Here is a 21698-nt window from a genome sequence, read left to right as displayed (position 1 = left end):
TCAGGAGGGCGGAACCCGTGACCGACCGCATCACCCATTGGATAGACGGCAAACCGTGCGAAGGCGTGAGCGGCCGATCCGGGGACGTGTTCGATCCGGCCACCGGCCGGGTGCGGGCGAAGGTCGCCTTCGCGGCGCAGGACGACGTCGACGCCGCCGTCGCGGCCGCGTCCCGTGCGCTGCCGGGCTGGCGCGGGACGTCGCTGGCCGGGCGGACGCGGGTGCTGTTCGCCTTCCGTGAGCTGCTTTCGGCGCGGCGTCACGAGCTGGCGAAGATCGTCACGAGCGAACACGGCAAGGTCGAATCCGACGCGGCGGGCGAGATCGCGCGCGCGATCGAGAACGTCGAGTACGCCTGTGGTGCCGCGCAGCTGCTCAAGGGCGGGTTCAGCGAGAACGCCTCCACCGGTGTCGACGTCTACTCGATCTCGCAGCCGCTGGGCGTGGTCGGCGTGATCTCGCCGTTCAACTTCCCGGCGATGGTCCCGCTGTGGTTCGTCCCGAACGCGCTCGCCTGCGGCAACACCGTCGTGCTCAAGCCGAGCGAGAAGGATCCGTCCGCGGCCGTGTTCATCGCGGAACTGTTCGCCGAAGCGGGCCTGCCCGACGGCGTCCTCAACGTCCTGCACGGCGACAAGGTGGCCGTCGACGGGCTGCTGGAACACCGCGACGTCAAGGCGATCTCGTTCGTCGGGTCGACGCCGATCGCGAAGTACGTCTACGAAACCGGGACCAGGCACGGGAAACGCGTGCAGGCGCTCGGCGGCGCGAAGAACCACATGGTCGTGCTCCCGGACGCGGACCTCGACCTCGCCGCCGACGCGGCCGTCTCGGCGGGCTTCGGCTCGGCGGGGGAGCGGTGCATGGCGGTGTCGGTCGTGGTCGCGGTCGACCCGGTCGGCGACGAACTGGTCGCGAAGATCGCCGAGCGGATCAAGCGGCTGCGCGTCGGCGACGGCATGCGGCCCACTTCGGAGATGGGACCGCTCGTCACCGCCGCCCACCACGAACGCGTCGAGTCCTATGTCGGGGCGGGGGTCGACGCGGGCGCCCGGCTCGTCGTCGACGGCCGCGGCGTCGAGGTCGACGGCGAGGACGGCGGCTTCTGGCTCGGCCCGACGCTGTTCGACCACGTCACGCCGGAGATGTCGATCTACACCGACGAGATCTTCGGGCCGGTGCTGGCGGTCGCGCGGGCCGACGGATACGACGCGGCGCTGGAGCTGATCAACGGCAACCCCTACGGCAACGGCACCGCGATCTTCACCAACGACGGACGGGCCGCGCGGCGGTTCCAGAACGAGGTCGAGGTCGGGATGGTCGGCGTGAACGTGCCGATCCCGGTGCCGGTCGGCTACTACTCGTTCGGCGGGTGGAAGGACTCGCTGTTCGGCGACAGCCACGCGTACGGGCCGGAGGGGTTCCACTTCTTCACGCGGACGAAGGTCGTCACGTCACGGTGGCCGGACCCCTCGCAGGGCGGGGTGAACCTCGGGTTCCCGCGCAACAGCTGACACCCTTCGCCCAGCGCTCTCGCGCGGTCGCTCTCGCGCTCAAGTCCGTGAAGGCCTCCTTGAGGGACCCAGAGTCCCTCAAGGAGGCCTTCACGGACTCGATGATCGCCACAGGCGGCCCGCGAGCACCAGCTGTCACAGCAGTTGCGCGTGAAGGACCCCTTCCCTCGGCTCAGCCGAGGAAACTCGGCCTTCACCTCTTCATGTCCTGCGGGTCCGTGGCCTGGTTGGACGGCTTTCGCGACACGAGCACCGGCGAGGCCACGAGCGGACTGCCGGGCCGCTCACGAAGGGGCGGGTCAGAACCGGCCGCAGTTGCCGTTGCCCGCCTGCCCGTTGAACACGCTCTTCAGCCACTCGGTGGCGTCGGTGGACGCGGTCGTCATGCCCAGCGCGTGGGAGAAGAACGGCGTGAAGGTCGGCAGGTCCTTCCACTGGACGTTGGCGCCCTTGCCGCACCAGTCCTTCGCCATCTGCTTGCCGACGGCGGCCGGGATGACGTCGTCCATCGAGCTCTGTTCGACCAGGACCGGCATGGCAGGCTTGAGGGTGCCGATCCGGTTTTCCGCCACGATCGCGTCGAACGGTGGCTGGGACAGGTAGGCGGACACCGGCTTGCCCTCCTTCGTCAGCGAGCTGGACTGCTTGAACATGAACTGGAGGACCGCGTTCATGGTGCAGGTCTGGCGGGCCTTCAGGAACAGATCGGCACCCGTCGGGTTAGCCAGGTTCATCAGCTTGGCCTCGGGGTAGGCCTGGTTGATGCCGATCAGGGCGTACCCGAGGAACCCGAAGTACATTCCGCCGTCGAGAGATTTCGACAGCGCCGCCTTGTCCGCGGGCGGCGCGCCGGAGTAAACGCCCTTGACGTTCAGTTCGGGCGCGTAGGTGGCGGCCAGTTCGGCGGCGGCCGCGGCGGCACTGCCGCCTTCGGAGTATCCGGCGATGCCCACCGGGCCGTCGGCGGGCAGGCCCGTTCCGGGCAGCCGCTGCGCGGCGCGGATGACGTCGAGCACGGTGTGCGCCTCGGACAACCGGACGACGTACGGGTGATCACCACTGCCTTCCACCCACGGTCCGATGTAGTCGGTCTGCGCCACGGCGAACCCGGCGCCCAGCAACGCGTTGACGAACCCGCCTTGGAAACCGGAGACCAGGTCCGAGGCACCCTCACCGGCGAGGGTTTTCGAGGGAGCGCAATCCGGCCCCATGCCGAACGTGAAGGGCGCGTAGGCCACGATCGGCCGTTCGCCGGGACCGTTCCACGGTTTGTCCGGCACCAGAACGGTGCCGCTCACCGCGACCTGCTTGTCCTTATTGTCCCGGGACAGATATTGGATCCGGGTCGATTTCGCCCCGTTGTAGGTCGACGGTTGCGACTTGACCACGTCGCCGTTCTCGCCGGCGGGAAGCGGTGAAGAGGCTGTGTAGACCGAATTCGTGTCCGCGTTCGCGGCGGACGCGCCTACCGTGACCAACGTCGCGGTCATGGCGGCGATCAGGACATGGCGAAAGGAAAAGGTCATCACTGCGCTCCAGGGTGGGTCGGAAAGCGGGCCGGTGGAAGAAAACTCCCGCACGTGCCCCTGGGCGGTCAATGGCGGGCGGATCGCCGTTCGTCGAATTGTCACGGCGGGACGACCGTTCGCGTCCGGGATTATCAGCGGAGGTGGTTTTGTCATTCCGGTCAGAGCGGGAAAGCCGAATTCACTCATGGTGGCCCCGGTCGTTGTCCTGGTGATTTCCGGAATTCGCCGATTCCGGTTAGCATCGCCGTCATGCCGGAATCGAAGCGGTCGGCGATGCGAGTGGCCGATTCCGATCGCGAAAACGTCGCGCGACTGCTGTGCGAAGCCATGGGCGCGGGACGGATCACCGCCGCCGAACTGGAAACAAGGCTGGACGCCGTCTACGCGGCCCGGACTTTCGCGGACTTCGAACCCGTCGTCGCGGATCTTTCCTCCGGCGGCCCGCTCGCCCTGGCCCACGACGGCGACGAGGAGCAAGGCGGACGGCGCTCGTTCGCCGTCATGTCCGCCACCACGAGGCGGTTCGCCGGGCCGCTGCCGTCGAACCATGTCAGCCGCGCGTTCTGGGGCAGCGTGCGCCTCGATCTCCGGCAGGCCAGGATCGCCGCCGGATCTTGCACGATCAGGGCGGTGGCGGTCATGGGCGGTGTCAAGATCGTCGTGCCCGAGGACTTCGCCCTCGATGTCCGGGGCATCGGCCTGATGGGCGGATTCGGCACCGGCCGCAGGACGGGGCGGCGGCAGCCGACGACGGGCGCGCCGGTGCTGCGCGTCACGGGTTTCGCCTGGTGGGGGTCGGTGAAAGTGATCCGAAGGCCCGTGGAGCCGCGGCGGCGCTCCGTTCGCGGGCGTGGCTGACGACCCCAAAGAAGTCCGGTGACGCCCCGGGCACTTCGCCTTCCGTAAACTCGTTGTGAGGACGAGCCGAGGGAGGTGCGGGTGGCCAACGCGGAAGAACGCCGATTCGAAGTGCTGCGTGCGATCGTCGCCGATTACGTCTCCAACCAGGAGCCCGTCGGGTCCAAGGCGATCGTCGACAGACACAACCTCGGGGTGTCCAGCGCCACGGTGCGCAACGACATGGCGGCGCTGGAGGAAGAGGGCTACATCACGCAGCCCCACACCAGCGCGGGCCGGATCCCCACCGACAAGGGATACCGCCTGTTCGTCGACCGGATCGCCGAGGTCAAACCGCTCAGCGCGGCCGAACGCCGGGCCATCACGGCCTTCCTCGACAGCGGCACCGACGTCGACGACGTCCTGCGCCGCTCCGTCCGGCTGCTCGCGCAGCTGACCAGGCAGGTCGCGGTCATCCAGTACCCGATGATGACCAACTCCGCCGTCCGCCACCTCGAAGTGGTGCCGCTCACGCCCGCGCGGCTGATGCTGGTGCTGATCACCGATTCCGGCCGCGTCGACCAGCGCACCGTCGACCTCGGGGACGTCATCACCGAGGAGAACGTCGCCAGGCTGCGCACGGTGCTCAACGGGGCGCTGGCGGGCCGCCGCCTCGCCGACGCCGCGGCGTCGGTCGCCGAGCTGCCCGAGAAGTCGCCGGGCGAACTGCGCGACAGCCTCACGCGTGTCTGTACCGTGCTGGTGGAATCGCTGGTCGAGCACCCCGAAGAGCGGCTGGTGCTCGGTGGCACGGCCAACCTCACCCGCAACGTCTCGGACTTCCCCGGATCGCTGCGGCAGGTGCTGGAGGCGCTCGAGGAGCAGGTCATCGTGCTCAAGCTGCTGGCGGCCGCCCGCAACCCCGGTGCGATCAGCGTGCGCATCGGTGAGGAAAATGAGGACGAGCAGATGCGCAGCACCTCGGTGGTGTCCATCGGCTACGGGATGGACGACATGCTGCTGGGCGGGATGGGCGTCGTCGGGCCGACCAGGATGGACTACCCGAACACCATCGCCGCGGTGCGCGCGGTGGCGAACTACGTGGGGCAGATCCTCGCCGGTCGCTGAACGCGGCGGTGAGGTCGAAGTCAGAAGGAGAAGGCGAAGACGGTGGCGAGGGACTATTACGGCATTCTCGGGGTTGCGAAGAACGCGACGGATCAGGAGATCAAGCGCGCGTACCGCAAACTGGCCCGTGAACTGCACCCCGACGTCAACCCGTCGGAAGACGCTCAGCACCGCTTCGGCGAGGTGACCACCGCGTACGAGGTGCTGTCCGATCCGCAGAAGCGCAAGGTCGTCGACCTCGGCGGCGACCCCATGGACGGCGGTGCCCGCGGAGGCGGCGGAGACCCGTTCTCGGGCTTCGGCGGCCTCGGCGACATCATGGACGCCTTCTTCGGCGCCGCCGGGGGTGGCGGCGGCCGCGGTCGTGGCCCGCGCAGCCGCGTGCAGCCCGGCTCCGACGCGCTCATCCGCCTCGGCCTCACCCTCGAGGAATGCGCCACCGGCGTCGACCGCGAGATCACCGTCGACACCGCCATCGTCTGCGACCTGTGCCGCGGCGCCGGCGCGGCCGAAGGCACCGGCACCAAGACCTGCGACACCTGCGGCGGGGCGGGCGAGGTCCAGTCCGTGCAGCGGTCCTTCCTCGGTCAGGTCGTCACGGCCCGTCCTTGCCCGGTCTGCCGCGGCTTCGGCGAGGTCATCCCCGACCCCTGCCGCCAGTGCGGCGGTGACGGCCGGGTCCGCGCCCGCCGCAACGTCACCGCGAAGATCCCGCCGGGCGTCGGCGACGGCATGCGCATCCGCCTCTCCGGCCAGGGCGAGGTCGGCCCCGGCGGCGGCCCCGCGGGCGACCTGTACGTCGAGATCGACGAGGCACCCCACGAGGTGTTCGTCCGGCAGGGCAACGACCTGCACTGCAACTTCCGCATCCCGATGACCACCGCCGCCCTCGGCGCCACGGTGCCCATCGAGACGCTCATCGACGGCGACTACGAACTCGACATCGAGCCGGGCACCCAGCCCGCCACCGAACTCGTGCTCACCGCCAAGGGCATGCCGCGGCTGCGCTCCTCCGGCCGCGTCGACGGCCGCGGCGACCTGCACGTCCACATCGACGTCGTCGTGCCGACCAAACTCGACGACGCCCAGCGCGACCTCCTCGTCGAACTCGCCCAGCAGCGTGGCGAGGACGTACCGTCGCTCGCCTCGAACGGGTCCAAGCCCGGCGGGCTGTTCTCCAAGCTGCGCACCAAGAACCACCGGTAACCCGTGCCCGAGACGACACTGCCGGTCTTCCTCACCGCCGCGCTGCCCGGCTCCGGGCGCACCACGCTCGACGGTGAGGAAGCCCGGCACGCCGCCACCGTCCGCCGCCTGCGCGTCGGCGAACGTCTCGTGCTCTCCGACGGCGAAGGCGGCATGGCGCGCTGTGTCGTCGAGGCCGTCCAGGCGGGCCGCGACGCGGCGCTCACCCTCGCCATCGAAGAACACTGGACCGAGGAACCACCCGCCCTGCGCGTCATCGTCGCCCAGGCGCTCGCGAAGGGAGACCGCGGCGAACTCGCCGTCGAACTCGCCACCGAGGCCGGCGCCGACGCCATCGTCCCCTGGCGCGCCGCGCGCAGCGTCGCCCGCTGGGAAGAAGGAACCCGCGGCGACAAAGCCCTCACCCGCTGGCGCACCACCGCCCGCGCCGCCGCCAAACAAGCCCGCCGCGCCCACGTCCCCGAAGTCGCCGAGCCCGTCACCACCCGCGAACTCGCCGAGCTCGCCCAGACCGTTTCCCGGGCGCTGGTCCTCGAATCCGGCATCACCACCCGCCTCACCGAGATCGAACTCCCGGCACAGGGCGACATCCTCCTCGTCGTCGGGCCCGAAGGCGGCATCACCGACGAAGAACTGAGCACCCTCACCGACGCCGGCGCGACCGCCATTCGGTTGGGCCCCACCGTTTTGCGCACCTCCACCGCAGCCGCCGTGGCACTCGGCGCGCTAGGGGTTCTCACGGAACGCTGGAAGTGAAAAAACACCCCACTAATTTGCGGCGAGTTATGGCGCGATCACGCAAACAGCCGTTACTCTCGTTAACTGACGCGCAACACACGGTTTCGGCGCGCCACTGGGGATGAAGCCCGGTCGCGCGCGTGAATCCCCGCCGGGCACCTCCCCCCTCGGTCCGGCGGAGCCGCGGCGGCGGTGGGCCGACCCCCAGGGCCCACCGCGCCGCGGCATCTTCATTTCCGGCCTTCGCTCCTTGCCGCACCCCGAAATCCGCCGCGTGTCGTCCGTGTGGTCACGCGTGTCGTCCATCCGCGCACGCGGGTGCGGCGCGGGGGTGGGGATAGGGTGGGGGGATGAGTGACGCGGAGACGTTGTTCGAGCGGATCATCGCGGGGGAGATCCCTTCCGAGAAGGTGTACGAGGACGAGACGACGTATGCGTTCCGGGACATAGCGCCGCAGGCTCGGGTGCATGTGCTCGTGGTGCCGAAGAAGCGGTACCGGAACCTGGCCGAGCTGGCTTCGGGCGACCCGCAACTCCTCGCCGACGTGGCCTCGACGGCCCGTAAGGTCGCGGAGATCGAGGGGATCGCCGAGTCCGGTTACCGGGTGGTGTTCAACACCGACGGTGACGCCGGGCAGACCGTCTTCCACGTGCACGCGCACGTGCTCGGCGGCGAGCAGCTGGGGCATTTCGGCCGCTGAGGCGCGCGCCCCGCGGAAACCGGACTGCGTGCCGACCCCCGCAACCAGTAACATCGGACTTGTCACTGTCGTTGAAAATCGCAGCGTAAGCGCAGGAAGTAGGCCCGAGGCCACGTGGCCGGAACCGTACCGGGTGAAGCCGCCCGACCCGACGTTCCCGCGGACGTCATCCCGACGAAGACCGACGAGGCCGCGATCACCGAGGCGGCCCAGTCCCGATTCCCCATCCCCGACGCCGCCGCGCTCAGCCTGCTCGGCTCGAGGGACGAGAACCTTCGCGTCGCCGAGGAACTCCTCGCCGCCGATGTCCACGTCCGGGGCAACGAGGTCACCCTGACCGGCGCCCCCGCCGACGTCGCCTTCGCGGAGCGTGTCTTCGCCGAGCTCGTGACGCTCGCCGGCCGCGGTCAGCAGGTCGACCCGGCCACCGTCCGCCGCACCGTCGGCATGCTCTCCACCGGTGACCACGAGTCACCGGCCGAAGTGCTGAGCATGAACATCATCTCCCGGCGCGGCAAGACGATCCGGCCCAAGACGCTCAACCAGAAACGCTACGTCGACGCCATCGACAAGCACACGATCGTCTTCGGCATCGGCCCCGCCGGTACCGGCAAGACGTACCTCGCCATGGCGAAAGCCGTCCAGGCACTGCAGGCGAAGCAGGTCACCCGCATCGTGCTGACCCGCCCGGCGGTCGAAGCCGGTGAGCGCCTCGGCTACCTGCCGGGCACGCTCAACGAGAAGATCGACCCGTACCTGCGCCCGCTCTACGACGCGCTGCACGACATGGTCGAGCCCGAGTCGATCCCGCGGCTGATGCAGGCGGGCACCATCGAGATCGCGCCGCTGGCGTACATGCGCGGCCGCACCCTCAACGACGCGTTCATCATCCTCGACGAAGCGCAGAACACCACGCCGGAACAGATGAAGATGTTCCTCACCCGGCTCGGGTTCGGCGCCAAGATCGTCGTCACCGGCGACGTCACGCAGGTCGACCTCCCCAACGGCCAGAAGAGCGGCCTGCGGGTGGTCCGCGACATCCTCGAAGGTGTCGAGGACCTGCACTTCGCCCAGCTCACCAGCCAGGACGTGGTGCGGCACAAGCTGGTCGGCGACATCGTCGACGCGTACGAGAAGTGGCAGGCGCTGCAGGACAGCCAGGACAAGGGCAACGGCTGGAAAGGGCAACGCCGTTCATGAGCATCGAGATCGCCAATGAATCGGGCGTGAACGTCGACGAGGCCTCCATCGTGTCGGCCGCCCGGTTCGCGCTCGACAAGATGGAGGTCAGCCCGCTCGCCGAGCTGTCCATCCTGCTCGTCACCCTCGAGGTGATGGAGGATCTGCACGAGCGGTGGATGGACCTGCCCGGCCCCACCGACGTGATGGCCTTCCCGATGGACGAGCTCGATTCGTCGCGCCGCCCCGACGCGCCGGACGCCTCGCCCGCGCTGCTCGGCGACATCGTGCTGTGCCCGGCGTTCGCGAAGGACCAGGCCAAGACGGCGGGGCACTCGCTGATCGACGAGCTGCACCTGCTCACCACGCACGGCGTGCTGCACCTGCTCGGCTACGACCACGCCGAGCCCGCCGAGGAACGTGAGATGTTCGGCCTGCAGAAGCGGATCCTCGGCGAGTTCCAGGCGGCCGTGGCCGCGCTCAACAAGCGCGACGCGCAGCGTTCCGCGGACGACAGGCTCCTCGGGACCGCCGGTCTCGACGCCGTGCCCGCCGACGAACCCCCGGCCTAGGCGGCGCCGGAATGGGTAGTCCCGCGGCCCTGTTGATCATCGCCATCGCGCTGATCCTGCTCGCCGGGGTGTTCGCGGCCGCCGACGCGGCGGTCAGCACGGTCTCCAAGGCCCGCGCCGACGGTCTCGTCCGGCTCGGGCGTCCCGGCGCGCGTCAGCTTGCGCTGGTCATCGCCGAACGCCGCCGTCACATCAACCTGATCCTGCTGCTGCGGATGACCTGCGAGCTGACCGCCACCGTGCTGGTCACCGTCGACGTCCTCGGCTGGATCCGGCCGCTGTGGCTCGCCGTGGTCGTCGCCGCCGGCGTGATGGTCGTGGTGAGCTACGTGATCATCGGCGTCGGCCCGCGCACCCTCGGCCGCCAGCACCCGTACCGGATCGGCCTGGTCGTCGCGGGACCCGTCCGTGTCCTCGGGTCGATCCTCGGCCCGCTCAGCAGGCTGCTGATCGTCCTCGGTAACGCCATCACCCCCGGCCGCGGCTTCCGCGAAGGCCCGTTCACCTCCGAAGTCGAACTGCGGGAGCTGGTCGACCTCGCCCAGGAACGCGGCGTCGTCGAGGAATCCGAACGCGAGATGATCCACTCGGTGTTCGAGCTCGGCGACACCGTCGCGCGCGAGGTCATGGTGCCGCGGACGGAGATCGTCTGGATCGAGCACGACAAGACCGTGCGCCAGGCGCTCGCGCTGGCCCTGCGGACCGGGTTCACCCGGCTGCCGGTGATCGGCGACTCCGTCGACGACGTGGTGGGCGTGGTCAACATCAAGGACCTCATGCCCGCGTACATGGCCGAGGGCGGCTCGCAGCGCCAGGTCGAGGAGCTGATGAACCCGGCCAGCTTCGTCCCGGACTCGAAGCGGCTCGACGACCTGCTCAAGGAGATGCAGGTCTCCCACAACCACATGGCGATCGCCGTCGACGAGTACGGCGGCACCGCCGGCCTGCTCACCATCGAGGACATCCTCGAAGAGATCGTCGGCGAGATCACCGACGAATCCGACACCGACGAACGACCCGAGGTCGAAGAACTCGAAAACGGCGCGGTCCGCGTCTCGTCCCGGCTCTCGATCGACGACCTGGGCGAACTGTTCGGGATCGACCTCGAAGACCACGACGTGGAGACCGTGGGCGGGCTGCTCGCCGAGCGACTGGGTAGGGTCCCGCTGCCGGGGGCCGAAGCCGAGGTCGCCGGACTTCGGCTGTTCGCCGAAGGCGGTAAGGACCGGCGCGGGCGGATGCGGATCACCACGGTGGTCGTCCACCCCGCCGACGCGGACGCGGTGACCGACTCTGCCCAGGGCAGGCGCCGGACCCGGGTCCCGCAGCCCGATGAAAGTGACAGGAGTGTCGAACATGCCTGAGCTGGACGCCGAAGACCAGAAGCTGGTGACCCTGGCCAGGTCCGCGCGAGCCCGCACCCAGGCCGCCGAGGGCGCCGCGCTCCGCGACACCGACGGCCGCACCTACGCGGCGAGCACGGTCGACCAGCCGTCGTTCAAGCTCACCGCGCTGCAGGCCGCCGTCGCCGCCGCCGTTTCGAGCGGAGCCGAAGGAATCGAGGCCGCCGTCGTCGTCACGGCCGAAGGCCTCCTCAAGGAGGCGTCCGTGCAGGCGGTGCGTGACATCGCCGAGAAGGCCCCGATCCACCTGGCCGATCCCAGCGGCAAGGTGCTGAACTGATGGCCGAGCCGCATCGTTCCGGATTCGCCTGCTTCGTCGGACGGCCCAACGCGGGCAAGTCGACGCTGACCAACGCGCTCGTCGGCAGCAAGGTGGCGATCACCTCCAGCAAGCCGCAGACCACCCGGCACGCCATCCGCGGCATCGTCCACCGCGACGACGCCCAGCTGGTGATCATCGACACGCCGGGGCTGCACCGGCCGAGGACCCTGCTCGGCGAGCGGCTCAACGACATCGTCCACTCGACATGGTCCGAAGTGGACGTTGTCGGGCTTTGCGTGCCCGCCAACGAAAAAGTCGGTCCCGGTGACCGGTTCATCGCCGCCGAACTCAAGAAGATCGCCAAGCGCACCCCGATGATCGGCGTCGTCACCAAAACGGACCTCGTGAAGCCCGAGCAGGTCGCCGAGCAGCTGCTCGCCCTGCAGGAGGTCATGGAGTTCGCCGAGCTGATCCCGGTGTCCGCTGTGGACGGTTTCCAGGTCGGCGCGCTCTCGGACCTGCTGGTGCGGCACCTTCCCGAAGGCCCGCAGCTGTACCCGGGCGGCGAACTCACCGACGAACCCGAGCAGACCCTCGTCGCCGAACTGATCCGCGAGGCCGCGCTGGAGGGTGTCCGGGACGAACTCCCGCACTCGATCGCCGTCACCGTCGAGGAAATGCTGCCCCACGAGGGCAGGGACGACATGATCGACGTGCACGCGTTCCTGTATGTGGAACGACCGAGCCAGAAGGGCATCATCCTCGGGCACAAGGGTGAGCGGCTCAAGGACGTCGGCGCCCGCGCCCGGCAGCAGATCGAGGGGCTCCTCGGCTCGAAGGTCTACCTCGACCTGCACATCAAGGTCGCCAAAGAGTGGCAGCGCGACCCCCGTCAGTTGCGACGGCTGGGCTTCTGACTGAACGGAATGTCTCGATTCGGTCGCGGAGACCGGTTGATGATGTGGAACCGGACGGGTGACCTTAGAGTCTCAACCCTTGACTCCGGTGATCGCTGATCGGGCGGCGGCGTCCGGGTCGATTTCCACATCTCATTCGTGAAGGGAAAGCGGTAAATGACCGACAACCAGGGCCTGCCCAACTACTCCGGCGACCCTCAGGGTGGTGGAGGCTTCAACAACCCCGGCCCGCCGCCCAACAACAACCTGGTGTGGGCCATCCTCACCACGATCCTGTGCTGCCTGCCCTTCGGTATCGTCGCCATCGTCAAGGCGAACCAGGTGAACACCCTCTGGGCGCAGGGCCAGCCCGCCGCGGCACAGGAAGCGGCCGACGCGGCCAAGAAGTGGTCGATCATCGCGGCGATCGTCGGTGTCGTGCTCGCCATCCTGTACGTCGTCTTCTTCGTCGTGCTCGGCGTCTTCGCGACCTCGGTCGACCCGAACACCTACCGCTGATCGAGGCGATCGAGGGGGAGACCTCATGACCGACCAGTACCCGAACTACCCGCCTCCGGGCGGGCCACCGCCGCAGCAGCCGTACTACGGTGGCATGCCGAACTACGGCCCGCCGCCGGACAACAACCTGGTGTGGGCCATTCTCTGCACGGTGTTGTGCTGCTTGCCGCTGGGTATCGTGGCGATCGTGAAGTCGAGCCAGGTGCAGACGTTGTGGTCGCAGGGCTTCTACGCCGAAGCCCAGAAGGCCGCCGACGACGCGAAGAAGTGGGCCATGTGGGGAGCGATCTCCACCGGCGTGCTCTTCTTGCTGTACATCATCTTCATCGTGGTGATGGTCATCATCGGCGCGTCGGCGGGAAGCTTCACGCCGTGACGTCGTCCGTCTACACGGGATTCCCGGCGCGCGGGTTCAAGGCGAAGGCCCGCGCGCTGGGACCAGCCCTGGCCATCGCCGCCGGCGCGGGGCTCGGCTGCGTCGTCCTCTGGCTGGGTGATCCCACCACTCCGGGCGGGCCGCTTCCGGTCTGTCCCACCAAGACCTTGCTCGGCATCGCCTGCCCGGGCTGTGGCGGCATGCGCATGGTCTACAGCGCGCTGCACGGGGACATCCCGGCCGCGCTGCACTACAACGCCGTGTCCTTTGTGGTCGTTCTGCTGCTCGTCTGGAGCACCGTCGCCTGGGCGGTCGGAAGACTTCGGGGCCGCGCGGTGAACAGCTGGCTGCACTGGCGCTGGACGCCGCTCGCGTTCGGTGTCGTGTTCGTCGTCTGGTTCGTCATCCGTAACCTGCCCTTCGCCCCCTTCACCTCGCTTTACGTGTGAGTGCCGGGCCGAGGCCCGGATCGTCGGTGGTACCGAGTACGCTCCCGCGCACCGGTCTGCTCGGCGTGTACCCATGCCGTACATTCAGCCCGGGTCGCCGCACGAGGCCCGTGCGCCAGGGGCGAGGAACCAGCGAGGGGATTTCGATGACCACTCCCTACGGCCAGCAGCCGCCGGGACAGCAGCCGCCGCCCGGGTCCGGGCCCCCGCCAGGGGACGGGCAGCAGTCACCGCAGCCGCAGCAGCCGTTCGGACAGCAGCCGTCGGGAGACCAGCCCTCGCCTTTCGGGCAGCAGCCGAGCCAGGCCTCGCCCTTCGGACAGCAACAGCAGTCCCCCTTCGGCCAGCAGCAGTCGCAGCCCTTCGGCGCGCAACCGCAGTCGCCGTTCGGTCAGCAGCCGGGCCAGCCCTCGCCGTTCGGGCAGCAGGGCCAGCCCTCGCCGTTCGGTCAGGCCACCCAGTTCGGCCCGCAGACCGACTACGCCCACTGGGGCCTGCGCGCGGGCGCGACCCTCATCGACTTCGGCCCGATCGTCGTGCTCCCGATCATCGGCATGATCGTCTCGGCGACGGGGCCTGACACGCTCGGCCTGTTCATCGCCGGGATCGGTTATCTCGCGGGCCTCGTCTGGACCGTCTACAACCGGTGGATCAGGATGGGCACCACCGGCCAGTCGCTCGGCAAGAAGATCGTGAAGATCAAGCTCGTCCGCGAAAGCGACGGGCAGCCGATCGGACCGCTGATGGCCTTCGTCCGGGACCTGTGCCACAACCTGGACGGCTGGGTCTGCGGTCTCGGTTACCTCTGGCCGCTGTGGGACGAGAAGAAGCAGACGTTCGCCGACAAGATCCTCAGCACTGTCGTCGTGCCGGGCGAAGCCGCCGCCGCGCCCGCGTCGGCCCCCTTCGGTCAGTCGCCGGGATTCCCCGAGCCGCCGCAGCCGGCTTCGTCGTCGTTCCCCGCGCCGCCCGCGCCGTTCGGCCAGCAGCCTCAGCAACAGCAGCAGCCGTTCGGCGCGCCGCAGCAGCAGTCGCAGCCGTTCGGCCGGCAGCCGCAGGGAACCGCGGCGCCGTCCTCGGAGTCCCAGCCTGGACCGGCCCTGGGCGAGGCCGAGCCGACGCAGGTCCTCCGCCCGGGGCAGCCTCAGCAGGCGCCGTCGGGGTTCGACGAAGCCGAGCCGACACAGAAGATCACCCCGGAGCAGCTGAGGCAGCAGTTGCCCGGAGCGGATGGGCCGAACGGGCCCGGAACACCGCAGCAGTAAGGAACGACCGGCGGGATCCACCCGTCGGGAAGCACGACACAAGTGGGGAACCCGATGACGAACCCGTACGGCCAGCAGCCCGGCCCCGGCCAGCAGCCCTATGGCCAGCAGCCTCAGCCCGGATACGGACCCCCGTCCGGCGCCACGCCCGCGCCGTACGGCCAGCCTTCCGGCGCGAACCCGATGCCGTACGGCCAACCGTCGCCGTATGGTCAGCCCGCGCCGTACGGTCAGCCCGCGCCCTACGGCGCCCCGGGCGGCATGCCCGGTGGCGGCGACATCAACTCGATCCCCGACTACAAGGGCTGGGCGATCGGGTGCATCTTCCTCTGCTGGATCATCGCGATCTTCGCGATCATGAAGTCCAACGAGGTCAACACGTACAAGATGCAGGGCAACTACGCTGCCGCCATGGACGCGTCGAAGTCGACCAAGACCATGTGCATGATCGCCTCGATCATCGGCGGGGTCGGCTGCCTGTTCTCCATTCTCTGGATCGTCCTGGTCGCCGCGAGCATCTAGCCCGACCCGTAGCCGAAAGAACAACGAGGACCACTTTCATGACCAACCCCTACGGCCAGCAGCAGCCCTACGGACAGCAGCAGCCTGGCTATGGGCCGCCCTCCGGTGGCATGCCCGCTCCCTACGGTCAGCCCGCTCCGTACGGCCAGCCTTCCCCTTACGGCGCTCCGGGCGGAATGCCGGGCGGCGGTGGCGACATCAACGCCATCAAGGACTACAAGGGCTGGGCGATCGGGTGCATCTTCCTCTGCTGGATCATCGCGATCTTCGCGATCATGAAGTCCAACGAGGTCAACACGTACAAGATGCAGGGCAACTACGCCGCCGCCGCGGACGCGTCACGGTCGACACGGACCATGTGCATGATCGCGTCGATCATCGGCGGCCTCGGCTGCCTCTTCGCCATCGTGATGATCATCATCTCGATCGTCGCGGCTTCGACGGCCACGTACAGCTGCTACGGCAGCTACTGCTGATTCCGGGGCGCACCACCCCGATGTCGGTCCCGGGTGGGACGATGTCGGGGTGGTGAACCTCTATCGCGACACCGGAGTGGTGTTGCGGACGCACAAGCTGGGTGAGGCCGACCGGATCGTCACCCTGCTCACGCGGCGGCACGGCAAGGTCCGTGCGGTCGCGAAAGGCGTGCGTCGGACGTCATCGCGCTTCGGGGCCCGGCTGGAGCCGTTCGGGCACGTCGACGTCCAGTTCTACACCGGCCGCTCCCTCGACGTGATCACCCAGGTCGAGACGGTCGACGCCTTCGCGCTGCCCCTGGTGGCCGATTACCAGCGCTACACCGCGGCGAGCGCCATCGCCGAGACGGCGGACCGGTTGTCCGCCGAAGAGGGCGAGCCGGTGCTCAAGCTCTACATGCTCGTCGTCGGGGCCCTTCGCGCGCTCGCGGGCGGGGAACGGGACAGTTCCCTCATCCTCGACGCCTTCTTCCTGCGGGCCATGGCGTACGCCGGCTGGGCGCCCGCGATCACCGAATGCGCCCGCTGCGGCCTGCCGGGGCCGCACAAGGCGTTCAGCGTGTCCGCCGGCGGCTCGATGTGCCCGGATTGCCGGGTTCCCGGCTGTGTCCACCCCTCCCCGGAGGTGCTGACCCTGCTCGCGGCGCTGCTGCACGGCGAGTGGCCAGTGGCCGAGGCTTCGCAGCCGGTGCCGCGGCGGGACGCGTCCGGCCTGGTCGCGGCCCATCTGCAGTGGCATCTGGAGCGCCAACTGCGGTCGCTGCCGCTGGTGGAGAGGCGTGCGCGGGAGACCAGCACGCAGGCGCAGTAGGGTCGCAGGCACAGATTCGCTCGATCAGGAGGCTCGAAGGTGCTGCGCAGGGGACGCGAGAACAAGGCGTCACAATTCGAACTTCGCGCGCCGGAGCCGCACCCGTCCGGTGCCCGGCCGCCGGAGATCCCCAAGGAACTCCTCCCGAAGCATGTGGCGCTGGTGATGGACGGCAACGGCCGCTGGGCCAACCAGCGGGGACTGCCGCGGATCGAAGGCCACAAACGCGGTGAAGCGGTGATGATCGACGTCGCCAGCGGTGCCGTGGAACTGGGCGTCAAATGGCTGTCGGTGTACGCGTTCTCCACCGAGAACTGGAAGCGGAGCCCGGAGGAGGTCCGTTTCCTGATGGGCTTCAACCGCGACACCATCCGCCGCCAGGTCGACTACCTCGGTTCGATCGGCGTCCGCATCCGCTGGGCGGGCCGCCGCCCCAAGCTGTGGGCGAGCGTCATCAAGGAACTGCAGGTCGCCGAGGAGAAGACCAAGCACAACACGGCGCTGAACATGACCATGTGCGTCAACTACGGCGGCCGCGCCGAGCTGGGCGACGCCATGCGCCGGATCGCGCAGGACGTCGCCGACGGGAAGCTGAACCCGGACAAGGTCACCGAGAAGACCATCGGGAAGTACCTGTACCAGCCCGACATGCCGGACGTGGACCTGTTCCTGCGGCCGTCGGGGGAGCAGCGCACGTCGAACTTCCTGCTCTGGCAGTCGGCCTACGCCGAGATGGTCTACCAGGACACGCTCTTCCCGGACTTCGACCGCACCCACCTGTGGCGGGCCTGCCTCGAGTTCGCGAAACGGGACCGCCGGTTCGGCGGGGCCATCGACAAGGCTTCGGAAGGAACGGCATGACCCCCGCCGACGTACTTTTTCCCGCGGAGGCGGCATGACTACCGCCGACGTACTTTTTCCCGCGGAGGCGGCATGACTACCGCCGACGTACTTTTTCCCGCGGAGGCGGCATGACTACCGAAGCAGCGGACACGGCGGCGTTGCTGACGTCGGCACGGGAAGCCCTCGAGCGCTATCTCGAAGTCCACGTCGACGACGACGGCGCGCTGACCTTCTCGCACGCGGACGTCCCGTGCGTCATCCAGGCGACCCGGCTGGCCGAAGGGCTGACCGTGCTGAGCCTGACCTGCGTCGTCGCCTGGGACCTGCCCGACGACCCGGCGATCGCGGCCTCGGCGGCGGAACGCGCCGGACAGGGCCTGTTCGGGACGCTCGGTGTCGTGCGCTCGGAGAAGGGCATCGACATCACGCTGAGGTACGCGTTCCCGGCCGAGGGCATGGACCCCTCGCCGCTCGGAACGCTGCTCATGCTGGTCGTGTCGACGGCGTCGCAGCTGCGTTCGGACCTGCTGGGGACCGCTCCCGGGGAGTGACCGCCGGAACGCAGGGTCACCTGGCATCATCGCGCGCATGGAAACCATTTCCAGGAGCGCCCCGGAGCGGAAGCCCGCCCGGCGGTTCAAGATCACCTCGATCGAGGTGCTCTGCGCGATCCTGCTGATCGCGATCCTCGGGCAGAGCTGGCTCCAGCAGGTGTTCGACGTGCCCGCGCTGCGGACCGGCTCGACGGTGTTCGTCGCGGTCTGTGTGCAGGCGTTGCCGTTCCTGGTGCTCGGGGTGCTGATCAGTGGCGCGATCGCGGCGTTCGTGCCCGCGCGGGTACTGGAGAAGGTGCTCCCTCGCCGGGCCGGTGCGGCCGTCGGTGTCGCCGGGCTGGCCGGGGTCGCGCTGCCGGGTTGTGAGTGCGCGTCGGTGCCGGTCGCCCGTCGGCTGATCGGCCAGGGTGTCGCGCCCGCGGCCGCGCTGACGTTCCTGCTGGCCGCGCCCGCGGTGAACCCGGTGGTGCTGGTCGCCACCGCGGTGGCGTTCCCCGGGAACCCGGAGATGGTGTTCGCCCGGTTCGCCGGTTCGCTCGCCACGGCGATGGTGATGGGCTGGCTGTGGGCGAAGTGGGGCAAGCTCGACTGGATCGCGGAGCGCGCTCTGCGGCGTCTTCCCGAGGTTCAGCACGGTTCGCGCTGGAAGACCTTCGCCGAGACCGCGCGGGCGGACCTGGTCGAGGCAGGCGGTTTCCTGGTGCTCGGCGCGATGATCGCCGCCGCGATGAACGTCCTGGTACCCGCCAAATGGTTCGGGGTGCTGGGGGAGCAGATCGTGCTCGGCGTGCTGGTGATGGCCGTGCTCGCCGTCGTGCTGGCGCTGTGCAGCGAGGCCGACGCCTTCGTCGCCGCGTCGCTGACCGCGATGCCGCTGCTGCCGAAACTGGTGTTCCTGGTGGTCGGGCCCGCGATCGACGTGAAGCTGTTCGCGCTCCAGACCGGCACCTTCGGCAAATCGTTCGCCCTGCGGTTCGCGCCCGTGACGTTCGTCGTCGCGCTCAGCTGCGCGGTCGTTTCGGGCACGCTGATCCTCGGAGGTGGCGTGTGAAACGCGAGACCCAGAACATCCTGCTGATCCTGCTCGGCGGGGCGCTGCTCAAGATCACGATCAACGGCGACTACCTGCGGTACGTCAAACCCGCGCAGCAGCCGTGGATCATCGCCGGCGGTGCGGTGATGGTCGCGCTCGGCGCGGTCGCGATCGTCCGTGACCTGCTGGCCGCCCGCGCGACCGCCGCCGTGTCCGGGGACGTCCACGCGCACGACCACAACACCCGGTCGGCCTGGCTGCTGATGGTGCCGGTGCTGGCCGTGTTCCTGGTCGCGCCGCCCGCGCTGGGCGCCGACTCGGTGACCCGCACCGAGGCCAGGGCGCCGCAAAGCGCTTCGGCGAGCAACGCGGCCGCCTTCCCGCCGCTGCCCGCCGGGGACGTGGTCCCGTTGGAGGTCAACGAGTTCGTCAGCCGGGCGGGCTGGGATTCCAGCGGCTCACTGAACGGGCGGACGGTGCGGCTGTCCGGGTTCGTGGTGCACAACGAGGGCAACACGATGCTGGCCAGGATGGTGATCGGCTGCTGCGCCGCCGACGCCTTCCCGATCACCGTGCGGATGGTGGGCGAGGGCGTGTCGGGGTTCGGGAACGACACCTGGCTGGAGGTCACCGGGACGGTCGTGCCGGGGACCGCGGTGCGGGAGAACAGCTACATGCCGGACTTCACGCTCACCTCGGTGCGGCAGGTGCCGGCGCCGAAGGATCCCTACGAGTACTGACGCCCGTCAGTGGTTGGAGCAGGTCCCGACGATCTCCACGGTGTGGCTGATGTCGGAGAAGCCGTGCTCCGAGGCGATCTTCTCGGCCCACCGCTCCACGGCAGGCCCCTCGACCTCGACGGTGCTGCCGCAGATCCGGCACACCAGGTGATGGTGGTGATGCGACGAGCAGCGCCGGTAGATGGCCTCGCCGGTGTCGGTGCGCAGGACGTCGATCTCGCCCGCCTCCGAGAGCGACTGCAGCGTCCGGTACACCGTGGTGAGGCCGATCCCGTCGCCGCGTTTGCGCAGCTCGTCGTGCAGTTCCTGGGCGGAACGGAAGTCGTCGATCTCCTTGAGCAGCTCGACCACGGCGGCCCGCTGTTTCGTCGACCGGCGTCCCGGCACCGGCGCGGAACTGTTGGCCGTCGTCGGACTCATGCTCACTTCCCCTCCTGAACGTGGGCTACGGCGTCCACCACGATATGCGCAAGGTGATCGTCGACCAGCCGGTACACCACCTCACGGCCGCGTCGCTCACCCTGTACGACACCCGCGGTCTTCAGCACCCGCAGGTGCTGGCTGATCAGCGGCTGCGCGACATCGAGCGTGTCCACCAGTTCGTGCACGCACCGGTCCGCGTTACGCAGCTGCAGCACGATGGCGATGCGGACGGGTGCGGCGAGTGCCCGGAGCAGGTCGCCGGCGTCCGCGAGGACGGCGGGCGAGGCCGACACGGCGGGTTCGGCGGGGGGACGGGCCGACGAATGCGGTCCGGGGTCTTCCGTGAGGCCCGGGGCGGCCGAGTCCGGGGTCACCGTAGCCATCGCCGCCTCCATGTCCATCATGATTTCCGAAGTCATTGCCAGTAACAGTCCTGTCCATCTTAGTGTTCCCGCCCCCGGGTGGTCTGTTCGCCGACCGGGCGACCACTCGGGGGCGGCGTTACTGCGCCATTCGGGTGACTTCGCGAAGAAATGACCATTCCACTTCGCATGTCGTCGCCAACGGTGCAAGGTTGTCGCGGAGCGTTTCGTCGCTTCTCGCTGACGACCGCGCTCGGAAAGCCCGAGAGGCAGTGGGGAGACATGACTCGTTTCGTGACGAAGCTGGCCGCCGCGACGGCGGCCTTCGCTTTGGCGTCGGTTCCGGGGCTCGCCTCGGCGCAGACGACGCAGGCCGTCGATGAGAAGACCGGCCCCGTGTCGTTCGCGAACGTGGCGTCGGTACGCATCGGGAACCCGGGATCGCTGATCACCGAGACCCAGCGTTCGCCGTTGACTCCCGGCCAGTCGAAACTCTCCCCGGACCGCACCGTCGTCCCGCGTGACGCCGGCGAGCAGAGCACCCTCGGTGACAAATGGGCCATCAACCTGGGCCGCTACGGCGCGCCGAGCCCGTTCCCGGCCGGTATCGCCAGCCGCGACCACAATGTGATCGCCGCGCTGCAGCAGACCACGGTCCCGACGGCGGTCGCGGAAAGCAACTACGCCCTGATCGACAACGGGCGCGGCGGCGCGAAGCCGATCGACAACACCGTGCTGGTACTCGAAGGCGCGAAGAGCTCGGTCGACTGTGCCGCGCCGGGCAAGGTGACGTCGTCGACGAGCGTGGGCAAGATCTGGGTACGGGACCAGAACGGCGATCTCAAGCCGTCCGGCGCTTCGGGTATCGACGTCAAGGGGCTCCAGCTCGGCCCGCCGTCGATGGTCAAGAACGAGAGCCTGAGCAAGGACAAGACCACCTCCGACCTGACCGTCTCCCGCGTGACCGCCTTCGACCAGCTCATCCGGCAGGACGGCTGGCGCGCCGGTGACGTGACCGCTGTCGCGGGCTGGAAGGTGGACATCGTCACGCACGTGCGCGACGAGGAGGGCAAGGATCTGCGGGAGGCCCGCACGACGGTCGTGCTCGGCGGCGTGAGCTGCGCGATCCCGAGGAACTTCGTGGCGAAGCCCGCCGGCGGTACGGGACCGGGCGCGGCACCCGCGCAGCCCGCGGTGCCGGGGACGGTGCCCGCGGGCGGTATCCCGCCGCAGACCGCGGACTCGACGCGGACCGTGGTCGGGCTCGGGTTGCTGGGCGGTGGCATCGTGATCGGCGCCGCGGCCATGCTGCTGCTCCGCCGTCGGAAGCCCGTGCCGGTGCGGGAGAAGTAGCGGCCCC

The 21698-nt window shown here is 69.2% G+C and carries 26 protein-coding genes; 23 read left to right on the top strand and 3 right to left on the bottom strand.

Annotation, left to right across the window (positions count from 1 at the left end; translation table 11 throughout):
* Positions 1–17: 17 nt before the first annotated feature.
* Positions 18–1514: a CoA-acylating methylmalonate-semialdehyde dehydrogenase gene (locus CVV72_RS18880; protein ID WP_219153596.1), complete on the top strand. Its 1497-nt coding sequence runs from the start codon at positions 18–20 to the stop codon at positions 1512–1514.
* 299 nt (positions 1515–1813) lie between these two features.
* On the opposite strand, the gene CVV72_RS18875 is transcribed toward CVV72_RS18880, so the two are convergent.
* Entirely contained in the window at positions 1814–3040 is a 1227-nt protein-coding gene (locus CVV72_RS18875; RefSeq protein ID WP_219153595.1) for a lipase family protein, read from the bottom strand.
* 252 nt (positions 3041–3292) lie between these two features.
* Here CVV72_RS18875 and CVV72_RS18870 point away from each other — a divergent pair, with 252 nt between their 5' ends.
* The 21 genes from CVV72_RS18870 (at position 3293) to CVV72_RS18770 (ending at position 19553) form a co-directional block, all read left to right on the top strand.
* Positions 3293–3901, top strand: a complete 609-nt coding sequence (locus CVV72_RS18870) for a DUF1707 domain-containing protein (protein ID WP_255632737.1) — start codon at positions 3293–3295, stop codon at positions 3899–3901.
* 81 nt (positions 3902–3982) lie between these two features.
* Positions 3983–5008 carry a heat-inducible transcriptional repressor HrcA gene (gene hrcA / locus CVV72_RS18865; protein WP_219153594.1) on the top strand — a complete coding sequence of 342 codons (1026 nt, stop codon included), beginning with the start codon at positions 3983–3985 and terminating at the stop codon, positions 5006–5008.
* A 42-nt stretch (positions 5009–5050) separates the two neighbouring features.
* Complete coding sequence (gene dnaJ / locus CVV72_RS18860) at positions 5051–6214, top strand: molecular chaperone DnaJ (RefSeq protein WP_125676153.1); 1164 nt, start codon at positions 5051–5053, stop codon at positions 6212–6214.
* A gap of 3 nt (positions 6215–6217) precedes the next feature.
* Positions 6218–6970: a 16S rRNA (uracil(1498)-N(3))-methyltransferase gene (locus CVV72_RS18855; protein ID WP_219153593.1), complete on the top strand. Its 753-nt coding sequence runs from the start codon at positions 6218–6220 to the stop codon at positions 6968–6970.
* A 332-nt stretch (positions 6971–7302) separates the two neighbouring features.
* Complete coding sequence (locus tag CVV72_RS18850) at positions 7303–7653, top strand: histidine triad nucleotide-binding protein (RefSeq protein ID WP_034316396.1); 351 nt, start codon at positions 7303–7305, stop codon at positions 7651–7653.
* Between the two features lie 114 nt (positions 7654–7767).
* Positions 7768–8853, top strand: coding sequence for a PhoH family protein (locus CVV72_RS18845; protein ID WP_034316397.1), 1086 nt, complete (start codon positions 7768–7770; stop codon positions 8851–8853).
* Positions 8850–9404, top strand: coding sequence for an rRNA maturation RNase YbeY (ybeY, locus tag CVV72_RS18840; RefSeq protein WP_034316398.1), 555 nt, complete (start codon positions 8850–8852; stop codon positions 9402–9404). Before CVV72_RS18845 ends, ybeY begins: the two co-directional genes overlap by 4 nt.
* A gap of 11 nt (positions 9405–9415) precedes the next feature.
* On the top strand, positions 9416–10768 hold the full coding sequence (locus CVV72_RS18835; RefSeq protein WP_219153592.1) for a hemolysin family protein: 1353 nt from the start codon (positions 9416–9418) through the stop codon (positions 10766–10768).
* Positions 10761–11087, top strand: coding sequence for a cytidine deaminase (locus CVV72_RS18830; protein ID WP_219153591.1), 327 nt, complete (start codon positions 10761–10763; stop codon positions 11085–11087). The genes CVV72_RS18835 and CVV72_RS18830 overlap by 8 nt, the downstream gene beginning before the upstream one ends.
* On the top strand, positions 11087–11986 hold the full coding sequence (era, locus tag CVV72_RS18825) for a GTPase Era (protein WP_219153590.1): 900 nt from the start codon (positions 11087–11089) through the stop codon (positions 11984–11986). Before CVV72_RS18830 ends, era begins: the two co-directional genes overlap by 1 nt.
* Before the next feature lie 156 nt (positions 11987–12142).
* Positions 12143–12484: a CD225/dispanin family protein gene (locus CVV72_RS18820; RefSeq protein ID WP_034316401.1), complete on the top strand. Its 342-nt coding sequence runs from the start codon at positions 12143–12145 to the stop codon at positions 12482–12484.
* Between the two features lie 25 nt (positions 12485–12509).
* Positions 12510–12860 (top strand): CD225/dispanin family protein, encoded by a 351-nt coding sequence (locus CVV72_RS18815; RefSeq protein WP_034316402.1) that lies wholly within the window; start codon positions 12510–12512, stop codon positions 12858–12860.
* On the top strand, positions 12857–13309 hold the full coding sequence (locus CVV72_RS18810) for a DUF2752 domain-containing protein (RefSeq protein WP_219153589.1): 453 nt from the start codon (positions 12857–12859) through the stop codon (positions 13307–13309). Before CVV72_RS18815 ends, CVV72_RS18810 begins: the two co-directional genes overlap by 4 nt.
* A 146-nt stretch (positions 13310–13455) precedes the next feature.
* Positions 13456–14574 (top strand): RDD family protein, encoded by a 1119-nt coding sequence (locus tag CVV72_RS18805; RefSeq protein WP_219153588.1) that lies wholly within the window; start codon positions 13456–13458, stop codon positions 14572–14574.
* Positions 14575–14628: 54 nt separating this feature from the next.
* Positions 14629–15096 carry a CD225/dispanin family protein gene (locus CVV72_RS18800; protein WP_219153587.1) on the top strand — a complete coding sequence of 156 codons (468 nt, stop codon included), beginning with the start codon at positions 14629–14631 and terminating at the stop codon, positions 15094–15096.
* A 38-nt stretch (positions 15097–15134) separates the two neighbouring features.
* Positions 15135–15572 carry a CD225/dispanin family protein gene (locus CVV72_RS18795; RefSeq protein ID WP_219153586.1) on the top strand — a complete coding sequence of 146 codons (438 nt, stop codon included), beginning with the start codon at positions 15135–15137 and terminating at the stop codon, positions 15570–15572.
* Between the two features lie 49 nt (positions 15573–15621).
* Positions 15622–16383, top strand: coding sequence for a DNA repair protein RecO (gene recO / locus CVV72_RS18790; RefSeq protein WP_125676128.1), 762 nt, complete (start codon positions 15622–15624; stop codon positions 16381–16383).
* A gap of 39 nt (positions 16384–16422) precedes the next feature.
* The gene (locus CVV72_RS18785) at positions 16423–17244 is read left to right on the top strand and encodes an isoprenyl transferase (RefSeq protein ID WP_191260061.1); all 822 of its coding nucleotides are present in this window, start codon (positions 16423–16425) and stop codon (positions 17242–17244) included.
* Positions 17245–17354: 110 nt separating this feature from the next.
* The gene (locus CVV72_RS18780) at positions 17355–17777 is read left to right on the top strand and encodes a hypothetical protein (RefSeq protein WP_005158775.1); all 423 of its coding nucleotides are present in this window, start codon (positions 17355–17357) and stop codon (positions 17775–17777) included.
* Positions 17778–17814: 37 nt separating this feature from the next.
* A complete protein-coding gene (locus CVV72_RS18775) occupies positions 17815–18831 on the top strand; it encodes a permease (RefSeq protein ID WP_219153585.1) in 1017 nt (338 codons plus the stop codon).
* Positions 18828–19553, top strand: coding sequence for a TIGR03943 family protein (locus CVV72_RS18770; RefSeq protein ID WP_219153584.1), 726 nt, complete (start codon positions 18828–18830; stop codon positions 19551–19553). The genes CVV72_RS18775 and CVV72_RS18770 overlap by 4 nt, the downstream gene beginning before the upstream one ends.
* A gap of 6 nt (positions 19554–19559) precedes the next feature.
* Here CVV72_RS18770 and CVV72_RS18765 read toward each other — a convergent pair whose 3' ends face one another.
* Both CVV72_RS18765 and CVV72_RS18760 read right to left on the bottom strand, forming a co-directional pair.
* Positions 19560–19973 (bottom strand): Fur family transcriptional regulator, encoded by a 414-nt coding sequence (locus CVV72_RS18765; RefSeq protein ID WP_034316411.1) that lies wholly within the window; start codon positions 19971–19973, stop codon positions 19560–19562.
* A 2-nt stretch (positions 19974–19975) separates the two neighbouring features.
* On the bottom strand, positions 19976–20359 hold the full coding sequence (locus CVV72_RS18760) for a helix-turn-helix transcriptional regulator (RefSeq protein ID WP_125676122.1): 384 nt from the start codon (positions 20357–20359) through the stop codon (positions 19976–19978).
* 261 nt (positions 20360–20620) lie between these two features.
* Between CVV72_RS18760 and CVV72_RS18755 the strand changes: the two genes are divergently transcribed.
* Positions 20621–21691 carry a hypothetical protein gene (locus CVV72_RS18755; protein WP_219153582.1) on the top strand — a complete coding sequence of 357 codons (1071 nt, stop codon included), beginning with the start codon at positions 20621–20623 and terminating at the stop codon, positions 21689–21691.
* The last annotated feature ends 7 nt before the right edge of the window (positions 21692–21698 follow it).

The organism is Amycolatopsis sp. TNS106, from assembly GCF_019330265.1.
In the GTDB taxonomy this organism is placed as follows: Bacteria; Actinomycetota; Actinomycetes; order Mycobacteriales; family Pseudonocardiaceae; genus Amycolatopsis; species Amycolatopsis lurida.
The sequence above is the reverse complement of the archived record's forward strand: the minus strand, read 5'-3'. Positions and strand labels throughout refer to the sequence as shown.

What these genes read in the sequence shown, in the direction of transcription:
- CVV72_RS18875 (WP_219153595.1), bottom strand. Translation starts at nt 3,040, where the DNA reads ATGACCTTTTCCTTTCGCCATGTCCTGATCGCCGCCATGACCGCGACG.
- CVV72_RS18765 (WP_034316411.1), bottom strand. Translation starts at nt 19,973, where the DNA reads ATGAGTCCGACGACGGCCAACAGTTCCGCGCCGGTGCCGGGACGCCGG.
- CVV72_RS18800 (WP_219153587.1), top strand. Translation starts at nt 14,629, where the DNA reads ATGACGAACCCGTACGGCCAGCAGCCCGGCCCCGGCCAGCAGCCCTAT.
- CVV72_RS18795 (WP_219153586.1), top strand. Translation starts at nt 15,135, where the DNA reads ATGACCAACCCCTACGGCCAGCAGCAGCCCTACGGACAGCAGCAGCCT.
- CVV72_RS18760 (WP_125676122.1), bottom strand. Translation starts at nt 20,359, where the DNA reads ATGGCTACGGTGACCCCGGACTCGGCCGCCCCGGGCCTCACGGAAGAC.
- CVV72_RS18805 (WP_219153588.1), top strand. Translation starts at nt 13,456, where the DNA reads ATGACCACTCCCTACGGCCAGCAGCCGCCGGGACAGCAGCCGCCGCCC.
- ybeY (WP_034316398.1), top strand. Translation starts at nt 8,850, where the DNA reads ATGAGCATCGAGATCGCCAATGAATCGGGCGTGAACGTCGACGAGGCC.
- CVV72_RS18830 (WP_219153591.1), top strand. Translation starts at nt 10,761, where the DNA reads ATGCCTGAGCTGGACGCCGAAGACCAGAAGCTGGTGACCCTGGCCAGG.
- CVV72_RS18820 (WP_034316401.1), top strand. Translation starts at nt 12,143, where the DNA reads ATGACCGACAACCAGGGCCTGCCCAACTACTCCGGCGACCCTCAGGGT.
- era (WP_219153590.1), top strand. Translation starts at nt 11,087, where the DNA reads ATGGCCGAGCCGCATCGTTCCGGATTCGCCTGCTTCGTCGGACGGCCC.
- CVV72_RS18815 (WP_034316402.1), top strand. Translation starts at nt 12,510, where the DNA reads ATGACCGACCAGTACCCGAACTACCCGCCTCCGGGCGGGCCACCGCCG.
- CVV72_RS18835 (WP_219153592.1), top strand. Translation starts at nt 9,416, where the DNA reads ATGGGTAGTCCCGCGGCCCTGTTGATCATCGCCATCGCGCTGATCCTG.
- CVV72_RS18780 (WP_005158775.1), top strand. Translation starts at nt 17,355, where the DNA reads ATGACTACCGAAGCAGCGGACACGGCGGCGTTGCTGACGTCGGCACGG.
- CVV72_RS18870 (WP_255632737.1), top strand. Translation starts at nt 3,293, where the DNA reads ATGCCGGAATCGAAGCGGTCGGCGATGCGAGTGGCCGATTCCGATCGC.
- CVV72_RS18850 (WP_034316396.1), top strand. Translation starts at nt 7,303, where the DNA reads ATGAGTGACGCGGAGACGTTGTTCGAGCGGATCATCGCGGGGGAGATC.
- CVV72_RS18755 (WP_219153582.1), top strand. Translation starts at nt 20,621, where the DNA reads ATGACTCGTTTCGTGACGAAGCTGGCCGCCGCGACGGCGGCCTTCGCT.
- CVV72_RS18775 (WP_219153585.1), top strand. Translation starts at nt 17,815, where the DNA reads ATGGAAACCATTTCCAGGAGCGCCCCGGAGCGGAAGCCCGCCCGGCGG.